Here is an 18,640-nt window from a genome sequence, read left to right on the forward strand (position 1 = left end):
GGCGGTCCATTTTGCTCTCGCTCCCGCCACGGTGACGGCGGCCACGGCGCCTGCGCCGCTCGCGATCTGCGCATTCGTCGCCGTCAGTTGCGCTCCTGCCGAGAAGACGAGCGTCCCGCCCTCGATCGCCATCTCGCCGACGCGAGCGGTCGACGCGCCCGACAGCGTCCAGGTGCTCGTACCGCTCTTGTTGAAAACCGAGAAGCCTTGATATTGCGAGCCCAGCTCGCGCAGGTCGAAGCTCGCATTCGTCGCGCCGCCGAGAATGAGCGCCGCATTGCCGCCGCCCACCACCTCGCCGACAAGCGTATAGCCAGCCCGCAGCTCAAGCGAGTTGCCAATGCCAGCAAATGTGATCGCAGCGCCGCGCGTGCCGTAGCGAGTGCCGCCGCCGCTGATGACGCCGCTGTTGATGATCGCGACGTTGCCGCCCGTCGCCACAATTCCAGTACCGGCCCTGCCATCGGCGCCTGCCTGGCCTCGGTCGCGACTGATTGATCCGCGCCACGCACCACCAGCGCCGGCGTCTCCTCCGACGATCCTCGCGCCGGCAGCGTTGATGATCGTGGCGCCCGACTGATCGGCGACGACGCCGCTGCCACCTGAACCGCCCGAGCCGCCATGCGCATGGCGTCGCACGCTGCCGAATGTGGATCGCGATTTGATCCCGTTCTGGCCGCCGTCGCCACCATTCCCACCCGTGATCGAAACACCCGGCGCAGTCGTCAGCGTGGCGCCATTGCGGATGGTGACGCCATTGCCGCCGTCGCCGCCGCGGCCGCCATCGCCTGCCGTCCTGGCGGCCGGCGGGTCGTAGTACTGAGTGCCGACGATCGTGCTGTCCGAACCGCTGTCGTCCAGAGCGTTGCCGTTCGTCTTGCCTGGACCGCTGTCGCCACCATTGCCGCCGCGGCCGCCGTTGCCGCCCTTGATCGCCGATCCTGCTCCGATTGATGCGCTGCCGCGCGACAACGACAGGCCGACGCCGCCTTCACCGCCGCCGCCGCCGTTTCCACCCCAACCGTCCACTCTTTTTGAGGAGGTGCCCTGGCCGCTACCGCCCCTTCCGCCGTCGCCGCCATCGCCGCCGTTTCCGCCCGTCAGCCGATTGTCGCCGAGCAGACTGACCGAGCCGCCATCGACGAGGCTGAGCCCGGCTCCGCCTCCGCCTCCGCCTGCGCCTCCGCCGCCATCGCCGCCATCACCGAGAATCTCGAAAATGAGGAAGGTGGCGACATTCCCATCGCCGCCGTTGCCGCCTTTTCCGCCGGTACCACCATCGCCGCCCTTATTCTGCAGCGAGGCTTCGATCGAATAGGCCGCCGTACCCCGCAGAACCACCGCCGGGCCGCCACCGCCTCCACCGCCACCGCCTCCGCCCTTGCGACCATTGCGGGACGCGACCAGGCGCTCACTGCCATCGTCCCCCGTTTCTCCCGGAGCGCCAGCGCCGCCTGGCGCGGCAGAAAATCCGCTGGGAGGGGATATTGAACCGTCGAACGCCGGCGCGCCGGCCATGCCACCAGTGCCGACCCTTCCGTCGTGCCATCCGCCGCGGCCCCTTCCGCCGCCCTCGCCACCGCCGCCGCCTGTTCCGGTCGATGCGTCGGAGGGCGCGCCGAGGCGGCGATCACCGGAGCCTCCTCTGGCTCCGCCATCGCCGCCGCGCCCCTCGCCCGCCTTCGCTAGGGAAATCGCAAGCGCACAGGACAGCAGCGCAGGCGCAGCAAGCGCCCGCGCACGGATCGTCACCTCAAAGAGCCGATTGCGGCGCGCGAGACCCTGATCTGGAGCCATTGCAGGACACGGTGGCCATTGCAGCAGCGGCGCGAAGCCCTTCGGCCGCACCGCCACAACCTCGTCAGTAGGTCGTGAACTTCCAGTTCAAGCCGGCGCGGGCGATGCTGCCGGTCTCGTTGTGCCGGGCCGTTCCGCCGAGGAAACCTTCGGTCGGGTCGCTGGAGCCGCCGCTGATCGCATAGCTCGTGCGGCCGAGATCGTAATAGAGATACTCCGCCTTCAGCGTGATGTTCTGGGTCAGCGCATATTCGGCGCCGGCACCGATGGTCCAACCCACGCGCGTATCGCTCTTGCCGCCACGCCATGCGCCCGCATAGGCGACATTGTCCACCACGCCTGCCGCGGTGATGCCGGTCTGGTTGGTCAAGCGGCCATAGGCGAGACCACCGGTCGCGTAGATCAGGGTGCGGTCGAAGGCCACGCCGGCGCGCGCCCGCACCGTGCCGAGCCAATCGACGCCGGCTTCCGCCGCAGTGACGATCGTCGTCGAATCGGCGCCATCCCTGAAGCTCGTGGTCTGGTTGGAGCGGCGCTTGACGTTGAGGGACTGGAAGTCGGCCTCGATGCCGAGCACCAGCGCGCCCATCTGATAATTATAGCCGATCTGCCCACCGCCGATGAAGCCGCCGCGGTTGCCCCCAAAGCCCTGCGGCACCAGGCCCGCCGCGTTGAATTCCGCGATGTCGTCCGGCCCCGGATTGTCGCCGAGGCGATAACTGTAACGCGTGCTGTTCTGCGTCCAGGCGTAGCCGGCATTCACGCCGACATAAAAGCCATTCCAGCTGTAGGCCGCCATGGTCGGTGCAACGGGCGCCGGCCTGCGACCCGACAGATCCGCCGCGTCGGCCGTCGCGCTCGCGCCGGCGATCAGGACCCCGGCCAGCAGCATTCTCGTCTTCATGGCTCTACCTTGCTCTCAACGAATGTCGATTGGCGCAGCGATCGTTCGCGCAGCACGAAACTGGCGCGCCTGGCGATGTCACCGACCGAGCGGTCGGCAGCCCCAACGTCGAAAGGATATCCCGGCGGGCGGCCAGCGCGTTAGGCTGCTCGTCTCAGTGCCGATTGTCGGGCCGTCTCACGTCAACTCTGGCCTTTTCGCCGAAAGCGTCTCTTGTTCGGCGGCGTTTCCATTGGCTGGACGCGCCTGATGGGGCTGCGAAAACTGACGCCGATTGGTCCAAATGTGGTCGGATTGCCGACGACTATGGACATCCGGACGTGCGATCTGCCCCCAAAGATCAAGGGACGTGTCGAGATGCGCTTCTGAAGGGAAAGGCGGGATCGAGGTCAGCTTTCTGCATGCGCCTGTCGATCCGTCTTAATCAAATGAAGAGCTCGCACGTGCGCCAGGAATGGACATTGAACGGTTGCCAGGAAGCGGATGTTCAAACGAGAGCGCCGGAGCCGGCTATCTATACCCGCCTTCTCTGAGGCGTGGCCTCTTCATCAGCCCAAGGCGATGGTCGGCTTACTTTGCCGCTGTCGTTCCTATTCTCCCCTCGCTCTGCGCGCTCGGAATCTGCTCCAGCAGGGAGGCGACCGCGCAGGGGATCGGCGCGATCACGGAGGTGGAGAACCGTGCTTCCAGAGCCCCCGCCGCCTCGCCGAGCGGCCCGCCTCCGATGATGACAGCCTCGGCCTCGTCCGCGATGCAGGCCTCAACCATCTCGCCGAGGGCTTCCGTCAACGCCGCCTTGTCATCGGTCAAGGCGGCGGGATCTCCTGTGGTGCAGCGGATCCCGGTCAACAATTCCGCGAGGCCAAGCGCGCTCGCGCGTGCCGCGATCGCATCGACCAATCGCGGCGTCGTGGTGGCGACGCCGAATCGTCGCCCTCCCCGCGAGGCTACCCGCATCGACGCCTCGCAAATGCCGGCGACCGGGATGCCCACCTGCTGCCGCAAGATCTCCAGCCCGGGATCGCCGAAGGCGCCGACGATGATGCCAGCGCAATCGGGGGCATGCCGCAGGCCGATCTCGACGACCTCCTCGGCCGAGGCAAGCAAATCCTCCCCGGTCACGATCATGGCCGGGCTGCGCTTGGCCGTGGCGACTGCCACGGCCAGCGCATCACCAGCTGCCCGCTGCGCGATGGCTTGCATCATCGCGCTGGTCGCCTGCGAGCTGTTCGGATTGATCAGCAGGATATGCCGGGTCACGCCCTCATCGCCTTTGCTGGTTCGGACAGGGGCTCGACCGGCACGACATCAGTCTCAGCAGGCTGGGTGATGTCTTCCATCGAGCGGCCAAAGGTCTCCGGCCCCAGCTGGATGCAGATTACGAAGACTGCATACATCGCTGCGGCGAGCGCGAAGACACCGACCATGCCGTACCTGTCGAACAGCATGCCCGAGATCGTCGGCACGAATGAGCCTGCCGCCGAGCCGGTCGCCAGGATCAGGGCGACGCCGAAGGCGCGGATACGGGTCGGAAACAGCTCGGGTGCATAGATCCAGATCGAGGTGTTGAGCAGCAGCACGAAGAACTGGAAGATCGCACCGAACAGCAGCACCATGTAGATGTTGCTGCCGAGATAGGCGATCGACACGGCTGCGACGCAGGCTAGGGCCGCGCCGACAGTGAGCACGAGCTTGCGCGGCAGGTAATAGCCGAAGGTCGAGGCCGCGATGGCGCCGAGCACGCTGCCGCTCTGGATGATCATGCTGTAGAGCAGGCTGCCCTGCAGCGTGTAGCCCATCGAGACGAAGATCAGCGGCATCAGCGTCAGCACGGAGAGCTGGGCGCCGTAGCTCATCAGGATGGCGATCGCGACGGGAATGGTCCGGCCGATGAAGGGCTGGCGGAACAATTCGCGCCAATCGGCCTTGGTCGGGGCGGGCATCTGCGCCAGATCGACGGCCAGGAAGGGTTGCACGACGAGATTGCGCGGCCGCAGGCTGCCCGAAGCCAGGATCGACAGGACCTTGTTGGCCTCGTCGAAGCGGTTGCGGGAGGCCAGGAAGCGCGGCGTCTCGGGCACGTAGCGCCGGTAGAACACCGCCAGCAGCGCCGGTAGCGCGAGGGCGGCGAAGAGCCAGCGCCAGCTGTTCTCGCCAGGAAACAGGGTGAAGATCAGCAGGCCGAAGGCCGGGGCCAGGAAATTGCCGAAGCCGCCGGCGCCGACATTGACGAGGCCCGCCGCAGTGCCCCGGAACTTGGAGGAGCAGAATTCCGACAGCATCGTCACGGCGGTGGAAATTTCGCCGCCGACGCCGAAGCCGACGATGGCGCGCGCAATGCAGAGCGTGAAGAAGTCCGGGGCCAGGGCGCAGGCGCCGGAGCCGATCGAGAACAGCAGCAGGTTCGTGGTCAGCATCACACGACGGCCGTAGCGATCGCCGAGGATGCCCGACATCAGCCGGCCGATGGCGGCGCTGGCGAAGGTGATGGTGTTGAGGAAGCCGATATCGGCACCCGTCAGGCCCCAATGCTGCCGCAGCAGCGGGCCGGCGACGCCGATGGTGTTCTGCTCGAAGCTGTCGAACAGGCAGCCGATCAGCACGAGCGCCAGGATCTGCTTGTGAGCCCCCGTCACACCGATCTTGTTGAGGGCGGAATCCAATTGCCTGCTCATCGGCGTCGATGCGCCCGATGGCTGCGAGATCTCCATTGCCATGATCGTTCCCCTGATTGTTCGTGGTTGTCCGCGCAATGCCTCCTGCTGCTCTTTGGCTGGTGCGAGGCTGCGCCGTCTGCTGGTGCCCTGGAAGCGGCCTTCTCCTTCCACCTCGTTCCAGGAGGGGCTCATCTCCTTCGAGCCGCTACTGGAACTATTAGATCATATTATTATGTCTGAAACTACAGTTTCAGAAAGGGCCATAAATGCGCCATCGCCACCGCTTCTTGCGGCAGGGCTGCCAAGCTGTTCACGATGGCCGAAAACGATCCGGCCGCGGCAGCCCGGAGGATGTCAGAGTTCGTCGAGCGCGTCGTTCAGCGTCTCGATGTGGCGCAAGCGCGTGCGGCCCTTGGCCCCGGCGATCTCGATGCAGCGCATGATCAGCAGGTGGCAGAGCGCCATCACCGCCGTGTGGTTGAACAACGGGCCGGGTGCCAGGGTCTGGCAGCGGAAATGCCATTGGCTGCGCGTCTCGTAGTCGGCGTTCTCGTCGGTGACGAAGAGGAGCCGAGCGCCTGATCTGGCGATCTGGTCGAGCAGCATGTCGGTCTGGGAGACGCGCCGGCGCAATCCAAAGAAGATCACGACGTCGTCCGCGGAGAGGCTGACCAGATGCTCGCCGAAGGTCTGGCCGCCGCCGGGAATGGCGACGATGTTCTCGATGACCTGGGTCAGCTGCCATTGCAGATAGGTCGAGAAGGCGACGCTCGCCCGGAAGCCGATCACCCAGACCTTCCGCGCCGCGAGGATCGCCTCGGCAGCGGCGCCGATCTGGGTCTCGCCGATCGTACGGAAGGTTTCCTCGATATTGGCGATGCCCTGGGCAAGATTGGCGGCGATCGATTGCTCGCCGGTCGTATCGGCCGTGGTGAGGAACAGGCGGGAGCCGCTCTGCCGGTCGAGCCTGGCGTGCCGGCGAGCCTCCTCGTAGCTCTCATAGCCCAGCCGCTGGATGAAGCGGGAGACCGTCGCTTTCGAGACATGGGCCAGCGCCGCCAATTCCTGCGCCGAATAGGTCGCGACCTCGCCGGGAAAGTCGCAAATGAAATCGCCGAGACGCCGCTCGGCCGGAGAGAGATCGGGCAGGATGCTGCGGACGCGGCTCAGAAACGACGTTTCCTTGGAGTGCATTACCGGGACCGCGGGATTGGAGGTAACGCAACCTCTTCCGTCATGGCCCGCTTTGCAAGCTGCTTCCCGGCATCGGTTCGCGCGGACGCCGTGCATCCGCACGAGCTTGCGAACCAAAAGGATTCATTTGGTAGACTTGACGCTGTCAGCGCCTGAACACCCTTCCGGTCCAAGGTGGCTCGCCCCGATGCCGTTGACGAAGAGTCCGATCGTCTCGCGGGCGATGTGGTCGACCGAGAGCGGCCCGGCGGGATCGTGCCAGCGGGCGATCCAGCTCAATGCGCCCGCCGCGGCGAAGGCGAGCAGCTTGGGGTCGCAGGCGCGAATCGAGCCGTCGGCAATGCCGGCCTCGATCAGGCCGCGGAAGCGCTTGTCGATCTTGCCCTTGAGCGCGCGCAAGTCCTTGCGCGTCTCGGCCGGCAGCGGATCCTCGCCGACCAGGATCAGGCAGCGCCCGAAATCCTCGGTGACGATATGGGCGTATTCGGTCCAGAGCACCATCAGCCGCTCGAGGCCGCTGCCGCCGCTGCGCCTGGCCTCGGCCGAGGCGGCGGCGGCATCGAGCCGTTCAAGCCCGATGCGCACGCATTCGAACAGGATCTCGTCCTTGCTGCGGACGTAGTGGTAGATCGTCGGCTTGGTGACGTTCAGCCGCTCGGCGACGTCGTCGAGCGAGGTGCGGTGGAAGCCCCGCTCGGCAAAGGCCTGCGCCGCGACGCGCAGCACGGCCTCACGCTTGAGCGCGCGCTCGTGCTCGCGCTGCGCCGGCGTCTTCCAGAGGGCTGTCGCCATGGTCGGCTCAGGCCCGTTCGATCGCGAGCGCGATGCCCTGGCCACCGCCGATGCACATGGTCACCAGCCCGTAGCGGCCACCGGTGCGCTTCAGCTCATAGGCCGCCTTCAGCGTGATGATCGCGCCGGTCGCGCCGACCGGATGGCCAAGCGCGATGGCGCCGCCATTCGGGTTGACCTTGGCCGGATCGAAGCCGAGTTCCTTGGCGACCGCACAGGCCTGGGCTGCGAAGGCCTCGTTCGACTCGATCACGTCGAAATCGCCGAGCGAGAGCCCGGTGCGCTTGAGCAGCGCCTGCACCGCCGGCACCGGGCCTATCCCCATCACGCCCGGCTCGACGCCGGCATGGGCGTAGCCGACGATGCGTGCCAGCACCGGCTTGCCCTCGCGACCGGCCCGGCCTTCCTCCATCAGCACCACAGCGGCGGCGCCGTCATTGATGCCCGAGGCGTTGCCCGGCGTGACAGTGCCGTCCTTCTTGAAGGTCGGGCGCAGGCCCTTCAGCGTCTCCGCCGTCGTGCCGGGCTTGGGATGCTCGTCGGTGTCGAAGCTGATCGTGTCGCGGCCCTTGCGAACCTCGACCGGAAGAATCTGCTCCTTGAAGCGGCCGGCGGCGATGGCCTCGGCGGCGCGGCGCTGGCTCTCGGCAGCGAAGGCGTCCTGCGCCTCGCGGTCGATGCCGTAGCGCTCGGCGACGTTCTCGGCGGTGATGCCCATGATGCCGTTGCCGAACGGGTCGGTCAGGATGCCGGTCAGATGGTCCGAGGCGACGGTGTCGCCCATGCGCTGGCCGAAGCGGGCGGTCGAGAGCAGATGCGGCGCGCGGCTCATCGTCTCCGCACCACCGGCGACGGCGGTATCGCAATCGCCGAGCATGATCGACTGGGCGGCCGAGACGATCGCCTGCACGCCGGAGCCGCAGAGCCGATTCAGCGTCAGCGCCGGGACCTCGACCGGGATGCCGGCCTCGATTGCGGCGATGCGGGCGAGATAGGCATCCTTCGACTCGGTCAGGATGACGTTGCCGAACACGACATGGCCGACCTCTGAGGCCGGCAGCTCGGCCCGGCGCAGCGCCTCGGCGACACAAGCTGCGCCGAGCGCGGTCGGCGCATGGCCGGAGAGCGCTCCGCCGAAGGTTCCGATCGCGGTGCGTACGCCCGCGGTGATGACGACATGTCGGCTCATGATAATTCTCCTCAGACGGGTTCGGCTTGCCGCTCGGGCTTGTACAGGGCTTCGATCTCGGCGGCGTATTTCTTCGCGATGCTCGCTCGCCGCACCTTCATCGTCGCGGTGACCTCGTCATCGTCATGGTCGAGTTCCTTGACGAGAAGGTGGAAGCGCTTGAGCTGCGCCACCGGCGCGAGCTGGCTGTTCGCCTGCTCGATCTCGCTGGCGACGAGCTCGCGCACCCGCTCATGCTCGGCGAGGCTGCGGAAATGGGTGAAGGCGATACGGTTTTCCTCAGCCCATTTGCCGACGGTCTCGCCGTCGATCTGGATGAGGGCGGAGGGGTAGCGTCGGCCGTCGGCGACGACGATGCACTCCTTGATGAAGGCGCTGCCCTTCACCGTGTTCTCGATCTCGGACGGGCTGAGATTCTTGCCGCCGGCGGTGATCATGATGTCCTTCAGACGATCGACGATCCGGACCTGGCCACGCTCGATCACAGCGACGTCGCCCGTATGGAGCCAGCCCTCGCGCAGCACGCCTTGCGTCGCCTCGGGGCTGCGGAAATAGCCCTCGAAGACGATGTCGCCGCGCACCAGCAATTCGCCCTGATCGCCGAGACGGGCTTCGGCGCCCGCGACCGCTTCGCCGACCGAGCCTGGCAACAGATGGTCGAGGCGCTGGCCGGTCGCCATGCCGGAGGTCTCGGTCAGCCCATAGACCTCGACCAGCGGCACGCCGAGGGTGCGGAAGAACTGCACGATGCGCGGCGGGATCGGCGCCGCGCCGGTCAGCGCGACCTTCGCCTTGCGCAAGCCGATGAAGTTCTGCAGCGCCCGGAAGATGACGAGGTGGTAGAAGCCCGCGAGCGCTTTCTCGCGCAGGCTGCGCGCCGCCCTGGGCTTGGTTGCGAAGGGCTCGCAGGCGGCAAGGCCAGCCTCGAACAGTCGCCGGCGCCAGCCGCCGGCCTCCATCAGCTTGATGTGGATCGCGGCATGCAGCTTCTCCCAGATCCGCGGCACCCCGAGGAAGAGAGTCGGCGCGACCTCGCGCAGATCTTCCTGCACGGTGCGGATCGACTCGCCGAAGGAGACGCAGGCGCCGGCATAGATCGGCGCCATCGTGCTCAGCATCTGCTCGGCGACATGGCAGAGCGGCAGATAGGACAGATTGGTCGTGGTGGCGTCATAGCCGAGCCGCTCGACGACGCCGGCGGCCTGGGCGCGCATGTTGCGATAGCTCAGCATCGCGCCCTTGGGCTTGCCGGTCGAGCCGGAGGTGTAGACCATCAGGCCGATATCGGCCTGCGTCTGAGCGGCGAGGCAGGCTTCGACCAGTCCGCGATGCCCGGTCTCGTGCTGCGCGCCCAAGCGCAGCACCTCGGCGAAGGCGACGACCAGCTCCGAGGCGTAATTGCGCAGCCCCTTGGGGTCGATCACCACGATGCGCTTCAGCTGCGGCAGTTCCTCCAGCCGCTCCAGCACCTTGTCGGTCTGCTCCTGGTCCTCGCAGACCACGATCTCGATCTCGGCATGGCCCAGCACATAGGCGACCTCATTGGCCGGGCTGGTCGCATAGACGCCGATCGCGACCGCACTGACCATACCGGCGCCGAGCTGGGCGACGACCCATTCGGCGCGGTTCTCAGAGAGGATGCCGACATGACCGCCCTGCCCCAGACCGAGCGCGCGCAGGCCAAGGCCGAAATGGCGGGCGCGGCGATCGTAGTCAGCCCAGCTGATCGGCAGCCAGATGCCGAAATCCTTCTGCCTGATCGCGATACGCTCCGGCATCGTCCGCGCATTCTCGCGCAGCATCTGCGGCAGAGTGAGGTTCGGAAGCTCGCGCATCGCCGCCATCCCTACGAGAGCCAGCGCTTGCGGCGCTTGTAGTGCTTGATATCGCGATAGCTGCGCTCAGATCCCGCGCCGCCGAGGCCGAGATAGAATTCGCGCACGTCCTGGTCGCGCATCAGCTTCTCGACCGGTCCGTCGATCACGACCTTGCCCATTTCGAGGATGTAGCCGTAGCTCGCCACGGCGAAGGCGACTGCGGCGTTCTGCTCGACCAGCAGCATCGAGACTTTCTGCTCGGCGTTGATGCGGGCGATGATCGCGAAAATCTCCTCGACCAGCTTGGGCGCGAGGCCGAGCGAGGGCTCGTCGAGCAGGATCAGCGAGGGCCTGGCGATCAGCGCCCGCCCGATCGCCAGCATCTGCTGCTCGCCGCCGGAGAGATAACCTGCCAGCCCCTTCCGGCGTTCGTGCAGGCGGGGGAAGTAGCTGTAGACGAGGTCGAAATCGGCTGCGGGCAGCTTGCGCCCGGTCAGGGCGAAGGTCGCGGCGGTGAGGTTCTCCTCAACCGTCAGGTCCTCGAAGATCCGCCGCCCCTCCATGACGTGGAAGAGGCCGCGCCGGACCAGCCCGTGCGGGGTTAGGCTCGCGATATCGTCACCGCGGAAGCGGAGGGCGCCGGCGGTGACGTCGCCATCCTCGAGCGAGAGCAGATTCGACACCGCCTTCAGCAGAGTCGACTTGCCGGCGCCGTTCGAGCCGAGAAGGGCGACGATCTCGCCCTCCGGCACTTGCAGCGACAGCCCGCGCAGCACCTGCACGGTCTGGTTATAGACCACCTCGACATTGTTGACGTCGAGCACCGCGGGACCGGCCATGACCTCTAGCCCTTCATCCGGCAGTTGCCGTCACAGCTTGATCCAGTCGGAGGCCGGCTGCATCTGCTTGGCCTTGGCGTCGAAGCGATAGATGCGCCCGACCGGCACGGAATTGCCGGGGATCGAGATCGGCACGCCGAACAGGCCGCCGGTGTCGAAATCCTTGATGCTGTTGAGCCCGGCCTTGAGGTTGACGCCGGTCAGCTCCTTGCCGGCATCGAGCGTGCGCTTCACCGCCTCGGCCATCAGCATGGCGGTGACGAAGCCCTGCAGATAGCCGGTCGACTGGTATTCCGGGCGCATCTGCCGGATCTTCTCCAGCATCGGCGAAGAACCGTCCTTGTCGTAATAGTAGCGGTACGGCATCACACCCATGAAGCCTTCGGCCGCGTCGCCCATGCGCTGCACGGTCGAGTTGTCCATGGTCCAGAACGTGCCCATGAACTGGCTCTTCATGCCCATCTGCTTCGCCTGCGCGACGAATTCCGGGATCGGCGCCAGCACATAGCCGTGGAAGATCGTGAAGTCGGGATTGGCGCGGCGCAGCTTCAGCACCTCGGTCGAGACGTCGACGCTGCCGGGCGGCGTCACGATCTTCTCGACGACGTTGAGCTTCAGATCCTTGGCGACCGCCTCGCTCGGCACGATCGGATCGCGCCCGAACTCGCTGTCGGAATAGACGAAGGCGACGCGCGCGCCCGGCTTCTCCTTGGCGATGTAGCGCAGCAGGATGCCGAACATCTCGGTGTAGTCCGGCCCGGCCATGAACTGCAGCGGGAACTTCTTGGGATCGTTGAGCTCGGTCGCGAAGGAGGCACCGGCCATGATCATGCTGCCGCGGCGCTCGAGCTCGGGATTGATCGTCTTGGAGAAGCCGGTCGAGTCGCCGTAATAGAGCGAGACCTTCTCCTGGCTGGTGATCTTGTTGAAGGCCGCAACCGAGGCGTCGACCTTGTAGGCGGTGTCCTCGGCGACATACTTGATCTTGCGGCCCTTGATGCCGCCGCCATCGTTCAGGATCTTCAGATAGTCCTGGATGCCGGCATGGATGCCGACCCCGGCGAAGGCGAAGACACCGGTCAGCGGGATCGAGCCGCCGAGCACGATGTCGCCGCCTTCCTGTGCCGTGAGCGGCCTGACGCCGAGCGCCAGTCCGGCGAGCGCCGCCGTGCCGGCCAGAAGCTGGCGCCTGTCGAGTGTCGTATTCGTCATCTCATCCTCCCTAGGGTTGGCTGCTCTTGACGGCAGCCGTTTCAGCGAAGTGCTCAGGTCCTGAACGGCCAGAGATGGAAGAAGCGCCGCAACCGCCGCCAGATCTCGGCGAGGCCGCGCGGCTCGAAGATCAGGAAGCCGACGATCAGCCCGCCGAAGACGATGGTCCGCACCGGCGCCAGCGCGGCGAGCGCGTCCGGGTAGACCGGCGTCGCCCAGTTCGCGACGAACTTCAAAAGCTCCGGCACCAGCGTCATGAAGACGGCGCCGAGGATGCCGCCGAGGATCGTGCCCATGCCGCCGACGATGATCGCCGCGAGATAGAAGATCGAATTGACCAGCGGGAAGCTTTCGGGCGTGACCACGCGGAAGAAATAGGCCCAGAGCCCGCCGGCGAGGCCGGCATAGAAGGACGAGATCGCAAAGCTGGTCAGCTTGTAGCGCAGCAGCGGAATGCCGAGCACCTCGGCCGAGATGTCGCGGTCGCGGATCGCGATGAAAGCGCGCCCGATCCTGGTGCGCAGCAGGTTGGCCGCACCGAGCACCATCAGGCAGGTCACCGGCATGATCAGCCAGTAGAGCGAGAAGGGCTGGTCGAGGGTGAGGCCGAACAGGCGTGCCGGCGGCATCGACAGGCCGCGCGACTCGCCGGTCAAGCTCCAGTGCGCGAACAGGAAATGCAGGATGACCGAGGCCGCGATGGTCGCAATGGCGAGATAGAGCCCTTTCACCTTGAGGCTGGGAATGCCGACGAGGATGCCGATCATCGCGGCGAGGCCGGCACCGACCAGGAGGTTGATGAAGAATGGCGTGCCGAGCCGGATCTCCAGCACGGCGACCGTATAGGCGCCGACGCTCATGAAAGCGGCCTGGCCGAGGCTGACGAGGCCGGTATAGCCGGTGAGCAGGTTGAGGCCCGTCGCGCTCGCGACATTGATCGCACAGAGGCCGGCGAGGAAGAGCCAATAGGGGCTGGCGACGAAGGGAAAGGCGATCGCGCAAAGCGCAAGCAGTCCCAGCAGCAGGCGTTGCGTCGGCGTGTCGAACAGCGCCTCGTCGGCGGCGTAGCTGGTCTTGAGCGTGCCGATCCGCATGGCGCTACAGCCTCTCGATCTCGTGGGTGCCGAACAGCCCGTAAGGACGGACCATCAGCAGCACGAGCAGCAGCGCGAAGGTGACGACGAGCTTGAATTCGCCGCCGAGGAAGGCGCCGGCAAGCGCCTCGACCAGCCCGATCAAAAGGCCGCCGACCAGCGCGCCGGCAATCGAGTCGAGCCCGCCGATGATCACCACGACGAGGACGGAGAGGCCGAACACGCCCATGGTCGGCGATATCCCGCCGATCGCGCCGATCAGCACGCCGGCGCCGGCCGCGGTGGCGCAGGCGAGTATCCAGGCCACTGAGAAGACGCGGGGAACGTCGATGCCGACCGAATAGGCCGCGCCCTGGTCGGCTGCGGTCGCCTTCAGCGCGACGCCGCCGCGCGAGAAGCGAAACAGAGCGAGGAAGAGTCCGATCACCACGGCGGCCGCGACGAAGCCAATCGCGACCTTTGGCGCGAGATAGGCCTCGCCGATGAAGACCGGCGCCGACGGCATGAATTCGGGCAGGCGCAGCGGATCGGCGCCCCAGCCCAACTGCACGACACCGGCCAGGATCGAGCCGAGGCCGATCGTGACCATGAACACCGAGATCGGGCTCTCGCCCAGCATCGGCCGGATCAAGGCGCGCTCGACCAGCCAGCCGAGCGCGCCGCCGGCCGCAATCGCAAGCGGCAGCGCGAGCCAGGGCGAGAGGCCAAGCCCGGCCGCGAAGCCGAGGAAGGCATAGCCGCCGAGCATCAGGATCTCGCCGATCGCGAGGTTCACGACGCGCGTGGCCTTGTAGATCAGCACGAAGGCGACGCCGGTCAGCGCGTAGAGCGCGCCGGCGCCAAGGCCAGCCAATGTCACTTCGGCAAGGAAGAGCGCATCCATCACGCCGCCTCCGCCTTGATCCGGCGCGCGATCGCGCCGACATCGCCCGAGCCGAGATAGGCGGCGATCACCGCTTCGTTGCCCTGGACCTCGCGCGGCGTGCCGCTTGCGATGACCTGGCCGAAATTCAGCACCACGACATGGTCGGAGATGTCCATCACCATGCCCATGTCGTGCTCGACCATCAGGATGGTGACGCCCCACTCCTCCTTCACGTCGAGGATGAAGCGGGCCATGTCCTCGGTCTCCTCGCGGTTCATCCCGGCGACCGGCTCGTCGAGCATCAGGATACGCGGGCGCATGGCGAGCGCCCGCGCCAGCTCGACGCGCTTCTGCAGACCGTAGGAGAGCGTGCCGACCGAGGCATTGCGGATGTGCTGGATCTCGAGGAAGTCGATGATGCGCTCCTCGATCTCGGCGCGCAGCTCCAGCTCCTCCTTCCGGGCCCGGCCCCAATAGAACAGCGCGTCGAGCACGCCGGTGCGCATATGGGCGTGACGGCCGAGCTTGATGTTGTCGAGCACGGTCATGCCGCGGAACAGCGCGATGTTCTGGAAGGTGCGAGCGAGCCCGCGCGCGGCGCGCTGCGGCGCGCGCACGCCCTCCAGGCTCTCACCAGCGAAGCGGATGCTGCCGGCCTGCGGCCGGTAGAAGCCCGAGATCGTGTTGAACAGCGAGGTCTTGCCGGCGCCGTTCGGGCCGATCACGGCGGTGATCGCGCTTTCCGGCACCTTGAACGAGACGTCGCTGAGCGCACGCACCCCGCCGAAGGCGAGCGAGATGCCCGAGACCTCCAGAATGGGCGAAGCCGTCATCTCAGCGCCCCTCGAACTGCGGCGGCCGCTTGGCCAGGAAGGCCTGCGCGCCCTCCCTGAAGTCTGCCGTGCGCGTACCGGCGAGGAAAGCCTCGCGTTCGAGATCGAGCTGGGCGGAGAGGTCGTTGCCGAGCGAGCGGCCGACGAGATGCTTGATCCGGGCATAGGCCACCGTCGGTCCCTGCGCGAGCCGGCGCGCCATCGCCAGCGCCTCGCTCTCCAGATCGGCAGCGGGGACGACCCGGTTGACCAGCCCGAGCGCCTGCGCGCCGGCGGCATCGACCGGCTCGGCCAGCAAGGCGAGTTCGAGCGCCTTGCGCTCGCCGACGAGGCGCGGCAGCCGATAGGTCGCCGAGCCATCCGGGGAGGCGCCGATGCGCGAATAGGCCATGGTGAAGACGGCATCGTCAGCCGCAATGCAGAGGTTGCAGGCCATGGCGAGGCTGAAACCGGCCCCGGCCACCGGGCCTTGCACGGCGGCGAGAGTCGGCAGTTTCAACGTGTCGAGCGCACGCAAGGCGGCATGAAACGGGTCGATGATCGCCTCGACCGCCGCGGCCGGGTCTTCCCCCGCGAAGCTGGCGACATCGCCGCCGGCGCAGAAGGCTCTCCCCTCGCCGCGCAGCAGCAGGGCTCGTGCCGTGCCATCCTGCTCGATCCGTGTAACGGCATCCGCAAGGCTGCGGGCCATCTGCGCGTCGATCGCGTTGAGTACGCGCGGACGATTGAGCGTGATGACGGCGACGGCCTGCTCGATCGTGAGCAGCACCGGGCTTCCGGCCTGGTCCATGACGTTCCCCTTGAGTCCGCAGTCGTTTGCCGCCGCGGTATCTCCAGCTCTACTCGATATTCCTGAGCTTACTCATGAGTAAGGCGAAAGCTGACGGCGTGCGCTATGCGCAATTGCGCACGGCCGGGATTGTCGAAACGGAACAGACCTGATCGCACCGGGTGATTGCGACGACCCACAGAGTGAAAAAAGGCCGATCTCGCCCCGAAGGCGTGGCCCGGCGTGGCCATCGCTCCGCCGAAGCCCGAACGCCTCCCTCGAGTGGAGGCGACGTCAAGGCATGTCGATCCTGGCCTCCTTCACATTTTGTCACGTCCTGGGCCCGCAACAGCAGCCTGATCGATCATCAGGCTGATCGCTGCGGTCCAGGAGAAGTGGCTGCCACCCAGCCCTTCGCCGGAGGTCGGGTCGAAATATTCGGCGATACCGCCATCCCGCATCAGGGTCTGTGTCGCCAGGTGGATCCGGCTGGCGAGAGCCGCATGCCCATAGCGCTCGAAGCCCTCGGCGATCATGAAGTTCACCACCGCCCAGATCGGGCCGCGCCAGTACCGCTTCGGCTCGAAGCGGGGATCGCGCGGCGAGGTGCTCGGAACCGGATAGGGTACCCTGGCAAGCCAATCTTCCAGCTCGCCGGCAAGGGCGGCTGCCTGCCCGGCCGAGGGGATGCCGGCGAACAATGGCAGCAGGCCGGCCGAGGTCGAGGCGTCGACCGTGGTGCCCGTGCAGAGATCACGCGCCTGGTAGATGCGCCGGCCCTCGCTCCAGAGCCGGGCGAAGGCCGCGGCCCGGCGCGCCATCCGCGCCTCGATCCTGCTGCGCTCCGCTTCGGTGCCGAACTGCGCGGCCAGGGCCAGCAGATCCTCTTCCGCCTTGTGCAGGATCGCATTCGTCGCGACATCGACGAGCTTGAAGGGCGAGGCCCGCCACATCGCCGCGGGCTCCCAGCCGAGCCCGGCATAGAGATCGACCAGGGCAATGAAGCGGCGATAGTCCTCGTCGCGCGGGCGCATATCGGCGCCGATATGGGAGGTGTCGCGGCGCCGGATCGGCGTCGTAGGGGTGATCGTCAGGCGCGCCATCGCCTCGTCCCAGGCCGGGCTGTTGTCCATGCCCGATTCCCAGGGATGCAGGATGGCGACGAGGCCGGTCCCGTCCGGATCGCGGGCCTTCTCCCACCAGTCATGCGAGGCAAGCGCGCAGCGATAGAGCCGGGCGGCTCGTGCCTGCGCGTCAGGGGCCCGTGCGATCTCGAAGACGCGGCGCAGCGCCGTGGCGAAGACCGGCGGCTGGGTGATGCCCGAGGTCGGGATGGCATGGCGGGTGCGCCAGACGTCCGGTCCAGGGAAATAGTCGTCGCTCGGCGCGTGGAAGACGATATGCGGCACCATGCCGTCATCCCATTGGCCCTCGACCAGCCGCTCCAGCTCGCGCCAGGCGCGCTCCTTGTCGAAGGTTGCCCAGCCCATCGCGACGAAGGCCGAATCCCAATTCCACTGGAACGGATAGAGCCGGTCGGTCGGAACCGTGTAGCCGCCGCGGTCATTGGCGCGCAGGATGGCGCGGGCCGCCTCGATGTCGATCGTCGTCATGCCCTAGTCCATCATTGCGTCGGAAGCGCCCGGCCGGAGGCCGGGTCCATCCAGACCAGTCGCTTCGGGTCCGGCTTGAGGCCGATGCGGGTGCCCGGCTTGTGGCCGCTGCCAGCGGGGGCGGCGACGCGCAGCAGGGTCGCGCCGCTACGGCCGGTGACGAGGTCATGCGCGCCGAGGGGCTCGACCACCGCGATGTCGAAGGGCAGGCCCTCGCCGGCGGCGACCGGCATCAAGTCCTCGGCCCGGACGCCCATCAGCAAATCGCCGGAAGCCTTCGGCGCCGGCAGGTGCGCACCTGCCAGCTCTAGCCGTGAATCCTCGACTGAGACCGGCAGGAAGTTCATCGGCGGGCTGCCGACGAAGCCGCCGACGAAGGTCGTCGCCGGGCGCTCATAGACCTCGGTCGGCCGGTCGATCTGCTCGATGCGCCCGCCATGCATCACGGCGATCCGGTCCGCGAGGCCCATCGCCTCGGTCTGGTCGTGGGTGACGTAGATCGTGGTGGTCCTGGCCTCGCGCAGCACCGCCTTAAGCTCGGCGCGCATTTCGAGCCGCAGCAGCGCATCGAGATTGGAGAGCGGCTCGTCCATCAGCAGCACCGGCGGCTCGACCGCAAGCGCGCGGGCGACCGCGACGCGCTGGCGTTGCCCACCCGAGAGCTTGGCCGGATAGCGGTCGAGATAAGGCGTGATGTGCAGGAGTTCGGCCGCCTTGCCGACCTGCGCCTTGATACGCGCTTCGTCGGCACCCTGCATGCGCAGGCCGAAGCCGACATTCTCGTAGACGCTCATATGGGGAAACACGGCGTAGTTCTGGAAAACCATGGCAAGCCCGCGCCGGCGCGTCGGAATCTGCGTCAGGTCACGCCCGCCGATGACGATGCGCCCGCTGGTCGCGCTCTCCAGCCCGGCGATGATCCGCAGCAGCGTGGTCTTGCCGCAGCCGGACGGGCCGAGCAGCGCGACGAACTCGCCATCGGCGACGGAAAGGTCGATCTGCTCCAGCGCTCGCGTCGCGCCGAAGGATTTGGCGATGCCGTCGATGGTGATCTCGGCCATGGTT

The 18,640-nt window shown here is 67.1% G+C and carries 15 protein-coding genes and 1 pseudogene; all 16 read right to left on the minus strand.

Going from position 1 to position 18,640, the window contains the following annotated elements:
- Positions 1 to 1,518: pseudogene (locus tag AC1DS0_RS29010) on the minus strand (hypothetical protein); the annotation flags it as partial.
- A 343-nt stretch (positions 1,519 to 1,861) separates the two neighbouring features.
- Positions 1,862 to 2,701 (minus strand): outer membrane protein, encoded by an 840-nt coding sequence (locus AC1DS0_RS29015; RefSeq protein WP_476817680.1) that lies wholly within the window; start codon positions 2,699 to 2,701, stop codon positions 1,862 to 1,864.
- 570 nt (positions 2,702 to 3,271) lie between these two features.
- A complete protein-coding gene (locus AC1DS0_RS29020; protein ID WP_476817681.1) occupies positions 3,272 to 3,961 on the minus strand; it encodes an aspartate/glutamate racemase family protein in 690 nt (229 codons plus the stop codon).
- The gene (locus AC1DS0_RS29025) at positions 3,958 to 5,418 is read right to left on the minus strand and encodes an MFS transporter (protein WP_476817682.1); all 1,461 of its coding nucleotides are present in this window, start codon (positions 5,416 to 5,418) and stop codon (positions 3,958 to 3,960) included. Before AC1DS0_RS29025 ends, AC1DS0_RS29020 begins: the two co-directional genes overlap by 4 nt.
- Positions 5,419 to 5,712: 294 nt before the next feature.
- A complete protein-coding gene (locus AC1DS0_RS29030) occupies positions 5,713 to 6,552 on the minus strand; it encodes a MurR/RpiR family transcriptional regulator (protein WP_152013874.1) in 840 nt (279 codons plus the stop codon).
- 123 nt (positions 6,553 to 6,675) lie between these two features.
- Positions 6,676 to 7,344, minus strand: coding sequence for a TetR/AcrR family transcriptional regulator (locus tag AC1DS0_RS29035; RefSeq protein WP_476817683.1), 669 nt, complete (start codon positions 7,342 to 7,344; stop codon positions 6,676 to 6,678).
- Positions 7,345 to 7,351: 7 nt separating this feature from the next.
- A complete protein-coding gene (gene bktB / locus AC1DS0_RS29040) occupies positions 7,352 to 8,533 on the minus strand; it encodes a beta-ketothiolase BktB (RefSeq protein WP_476817684.1) in 1,182 nt (393 codons plus the stop codon).
- An 11-nt stretch (positions 8,534 to 8,544) separates the two neighbouring features.
- Positions 8,545 to 10,368, minus strand: coding sequence for an AMP-dependent synthetase/ligase (locus AC1DS0_RS29045; RefSeq protein ID WP_476817685.1), 1,824 nt, complete (start codon positions 10,366 to 10,368; stop codon positions 8,545 to 8,547).
- Positions 10,369 to 10,379: 11 nt separating this feature from the next.
- Entirely contained in the window at positions 10,380 to 11,189 is an 810-nt protein-coding gene (locus AC1DS0_RS29050; protein WP_476817686.1) for an ABC transporter ATP-binding protein, read from the minus strand.
- A gap of 30 nt (positions 11,190 to 11,219) precedes the next feature.
- On the minus strand, positions 11,220 to 12,401 hold the full coding sequence (locus tag AC1DS0_RS29055) for an ABC transporter substrate-binding protein (protein ID WP_476817687.1): 1,182 nt from the start codon (positions 12,399 to 12,401) through the stop codon (positions 11,220 to 11,222).
- Between the two features lie 53 nt (positions 12,402 to 12,454).
- Positions 12,455 to 13,495, minus strand: a complete 1,041-nt coding sequence (locus tag AC1DS0_RS29060) for a branched-chain amino acid ABC transporter permease (protein WP_476817688.1) — start codon at positions 13,493 to 13,495, stop codon at positions 12,455 to 12,457.
- A gap of 4 nt (positions 13,496 to 13,499) precedes the next feature.
- Positions 13,500 to 14,378: a branched-chain amino acid ABC transporter permease gene (locus AC1DS0_RS29065; protein ID WP_476817689.1), complete on the minus strand. Its 879-nt coding sequence runs from the start codon at positions 14,376 to 14,378 to the stop codon at positions 13,500 to 13,502.
- The gene (locus AC1DS0_RS29070; RefSeq protein WP_476817690.1) at positions 14,378 to 15,193 is read right to left on the minus strand and encodes an ABC transporter ATP-binding protein; all 816 of its coding nucleotides are present in this window, start codon (positions 15,191 to 15,193) and stop codon (positions 14,378 to 14,380) included. Before AC1DS0_RS29070 ends, AC1DS0_RS29065 begins: the two co-directional genes overlap by 1 nt.
- Before the next feature lies 1 nt (position 15,194).
- A complete protein-coding gene (locus AC1DS0_RS29075; RefSeq protein WP_476817691.1) occupies positions 15,195 to 15,983 on the minus strand; it encodes an enoyl-CoA hydratase/isomerase family protein in 789 nt (262 codons plus the stop codon).
- A 299-nt stretch (positions 15,984 to 16,282) separates the two neighbouring features.
- Positions 16,283 to 17,575 carry an MGH1-like glycoside hydrolase domain-containing protein gene (locus AC1DS0_RS29080; RefSeq protein WP_476817692.1) on the minus strand — a complete coding sequence of 431 codons (1,293 nt, stop codon included), beginning with the start codon at positions 17,573 to 17,575 and terminating at the stop codon, positions 16,283 to 16,285.
- Positions 17,576 to 17,586: 11 nt separating this feature from the next.
- The gene (locus AC1DS0_RS29085; RefSeq protein WP_476817693.1) at positions 17,587 to 18,636 is read right to left on the minus strand and encodes an ABC transporter ATP-binding protein; all 1,050 of its coding nucleotides are present in this window, start codon (positions 18,634 to 18,636) and stop codon (positions 17,587 to 17,589) included.
- Positions 18,637 to 18,640 lie beyond the last annotated feature (4 nt).

It is taken from the genome of Allobosea sp. P4_H5 (assembly GCF_056400825.1).

Bases quoted from the DNA above. Each gene is read 5' to 3' on its own strand.
- AC1DS0_RS29015 (WP_476817680.1), bottom strand. From the start codon at position 2,701: ATGAAGACGAGAATGCTGCTGGCCGGGGTCCTGATCGCCGGCGCGAGC.
- AC1DS0_RS29025 (WP_476817682.1), bottom strand. From the start codon at position 5,418: ATGGCAATGGAGATCTCGCAGCCATCGGGCGCATCGACGCCGATGAGC.
- AC1DS0_RS29030 (WP_152013874.1), bottom strand. From the start codon at position 6,552: ATGCACTCCAAGGAAACGTCGTTTCTGAGCCGCGTCCGCAGCATCCTG.
- AC1DS0_RS29035 (WP_476817683.1), bottom strand. From the start codon at position 7,344: ATGGCGACAGCCCTCTGGAAGACGCCGGCGCAGCGCGAGCACGAGCGC.
- bktB (WP_476817684.1), bottom strand. From the start codon at position 8,533: ATGAGCCGACATGTCGTCATCACCGCGGGCGTACGCACCGCGATCGGA.
- AC1DS0_RS29045 (WP_476817685.1), bottom strand. From the start codon at position 10,368: ATGCGCGAGCTTCCGAACCTCACTCTGCCGCAGATGCTGCGCGAGAAT.
- AC1DS0_RS29050 (WP_476817686.1), bottom strand. From the start codon at position 11,189: ATGGCCGGTCCCGCGGTGCTCGACGTCAACAATGTCGAGGTGGTCTAT.
- AC1DS0_RS29055 (WP_476817687.1), bottom strand. From the start codon at position 12,401: ATGACGAATACGACACTCGACAGGCGCCAGCTTCTGGCCGGCACGGCG.
- AC1DS0_RS29060 (WP_476817688.1), bottom strand. From the start codon at position 13,495: ATGCGGATCGGCACGCTCAAGACCAGCTACGCCGCCGACGAGGCGCTG.
- AC1DS0_RS29065 (WP_476817689.1), bottom strand. From the start codon at position 14,378: ATGGATGCGCTCTTCCTTGCCGAAGTGACATTGGCTGGCCTTGGCGCC.
- AC1DS0_RS29070 (WP_476817690.1), bottom strand. From the start codon at position 15,193: ATGACGGCTTCGCCCATTCTGGAGGTCTCGGGCATCTCGCTCGCCTTC.
- AC1DS0_RS29075 (WP_476817691.1), bottom strand. From the start codon at position 15,983: ATGGACCAGGCCGGAAGCCCGGTGCTGCTCACGATCGAGCAGGCCGTC.
- AC1DS0_RS29080 (WP_476817692.1), bottom strand. From the start codon at position 17,575: ATGACGACGATCGACATCGAGGCGGCCCGCGCCATCCTGCGCGCCAAT.
- AC1DS0_RS29085 (WP_476817693.1), bottom strand. From the start codon at position 18,636: ATGGCCGAGATCACCATCGACGGCATCGCCAAATCCTTCGGCGCGACG.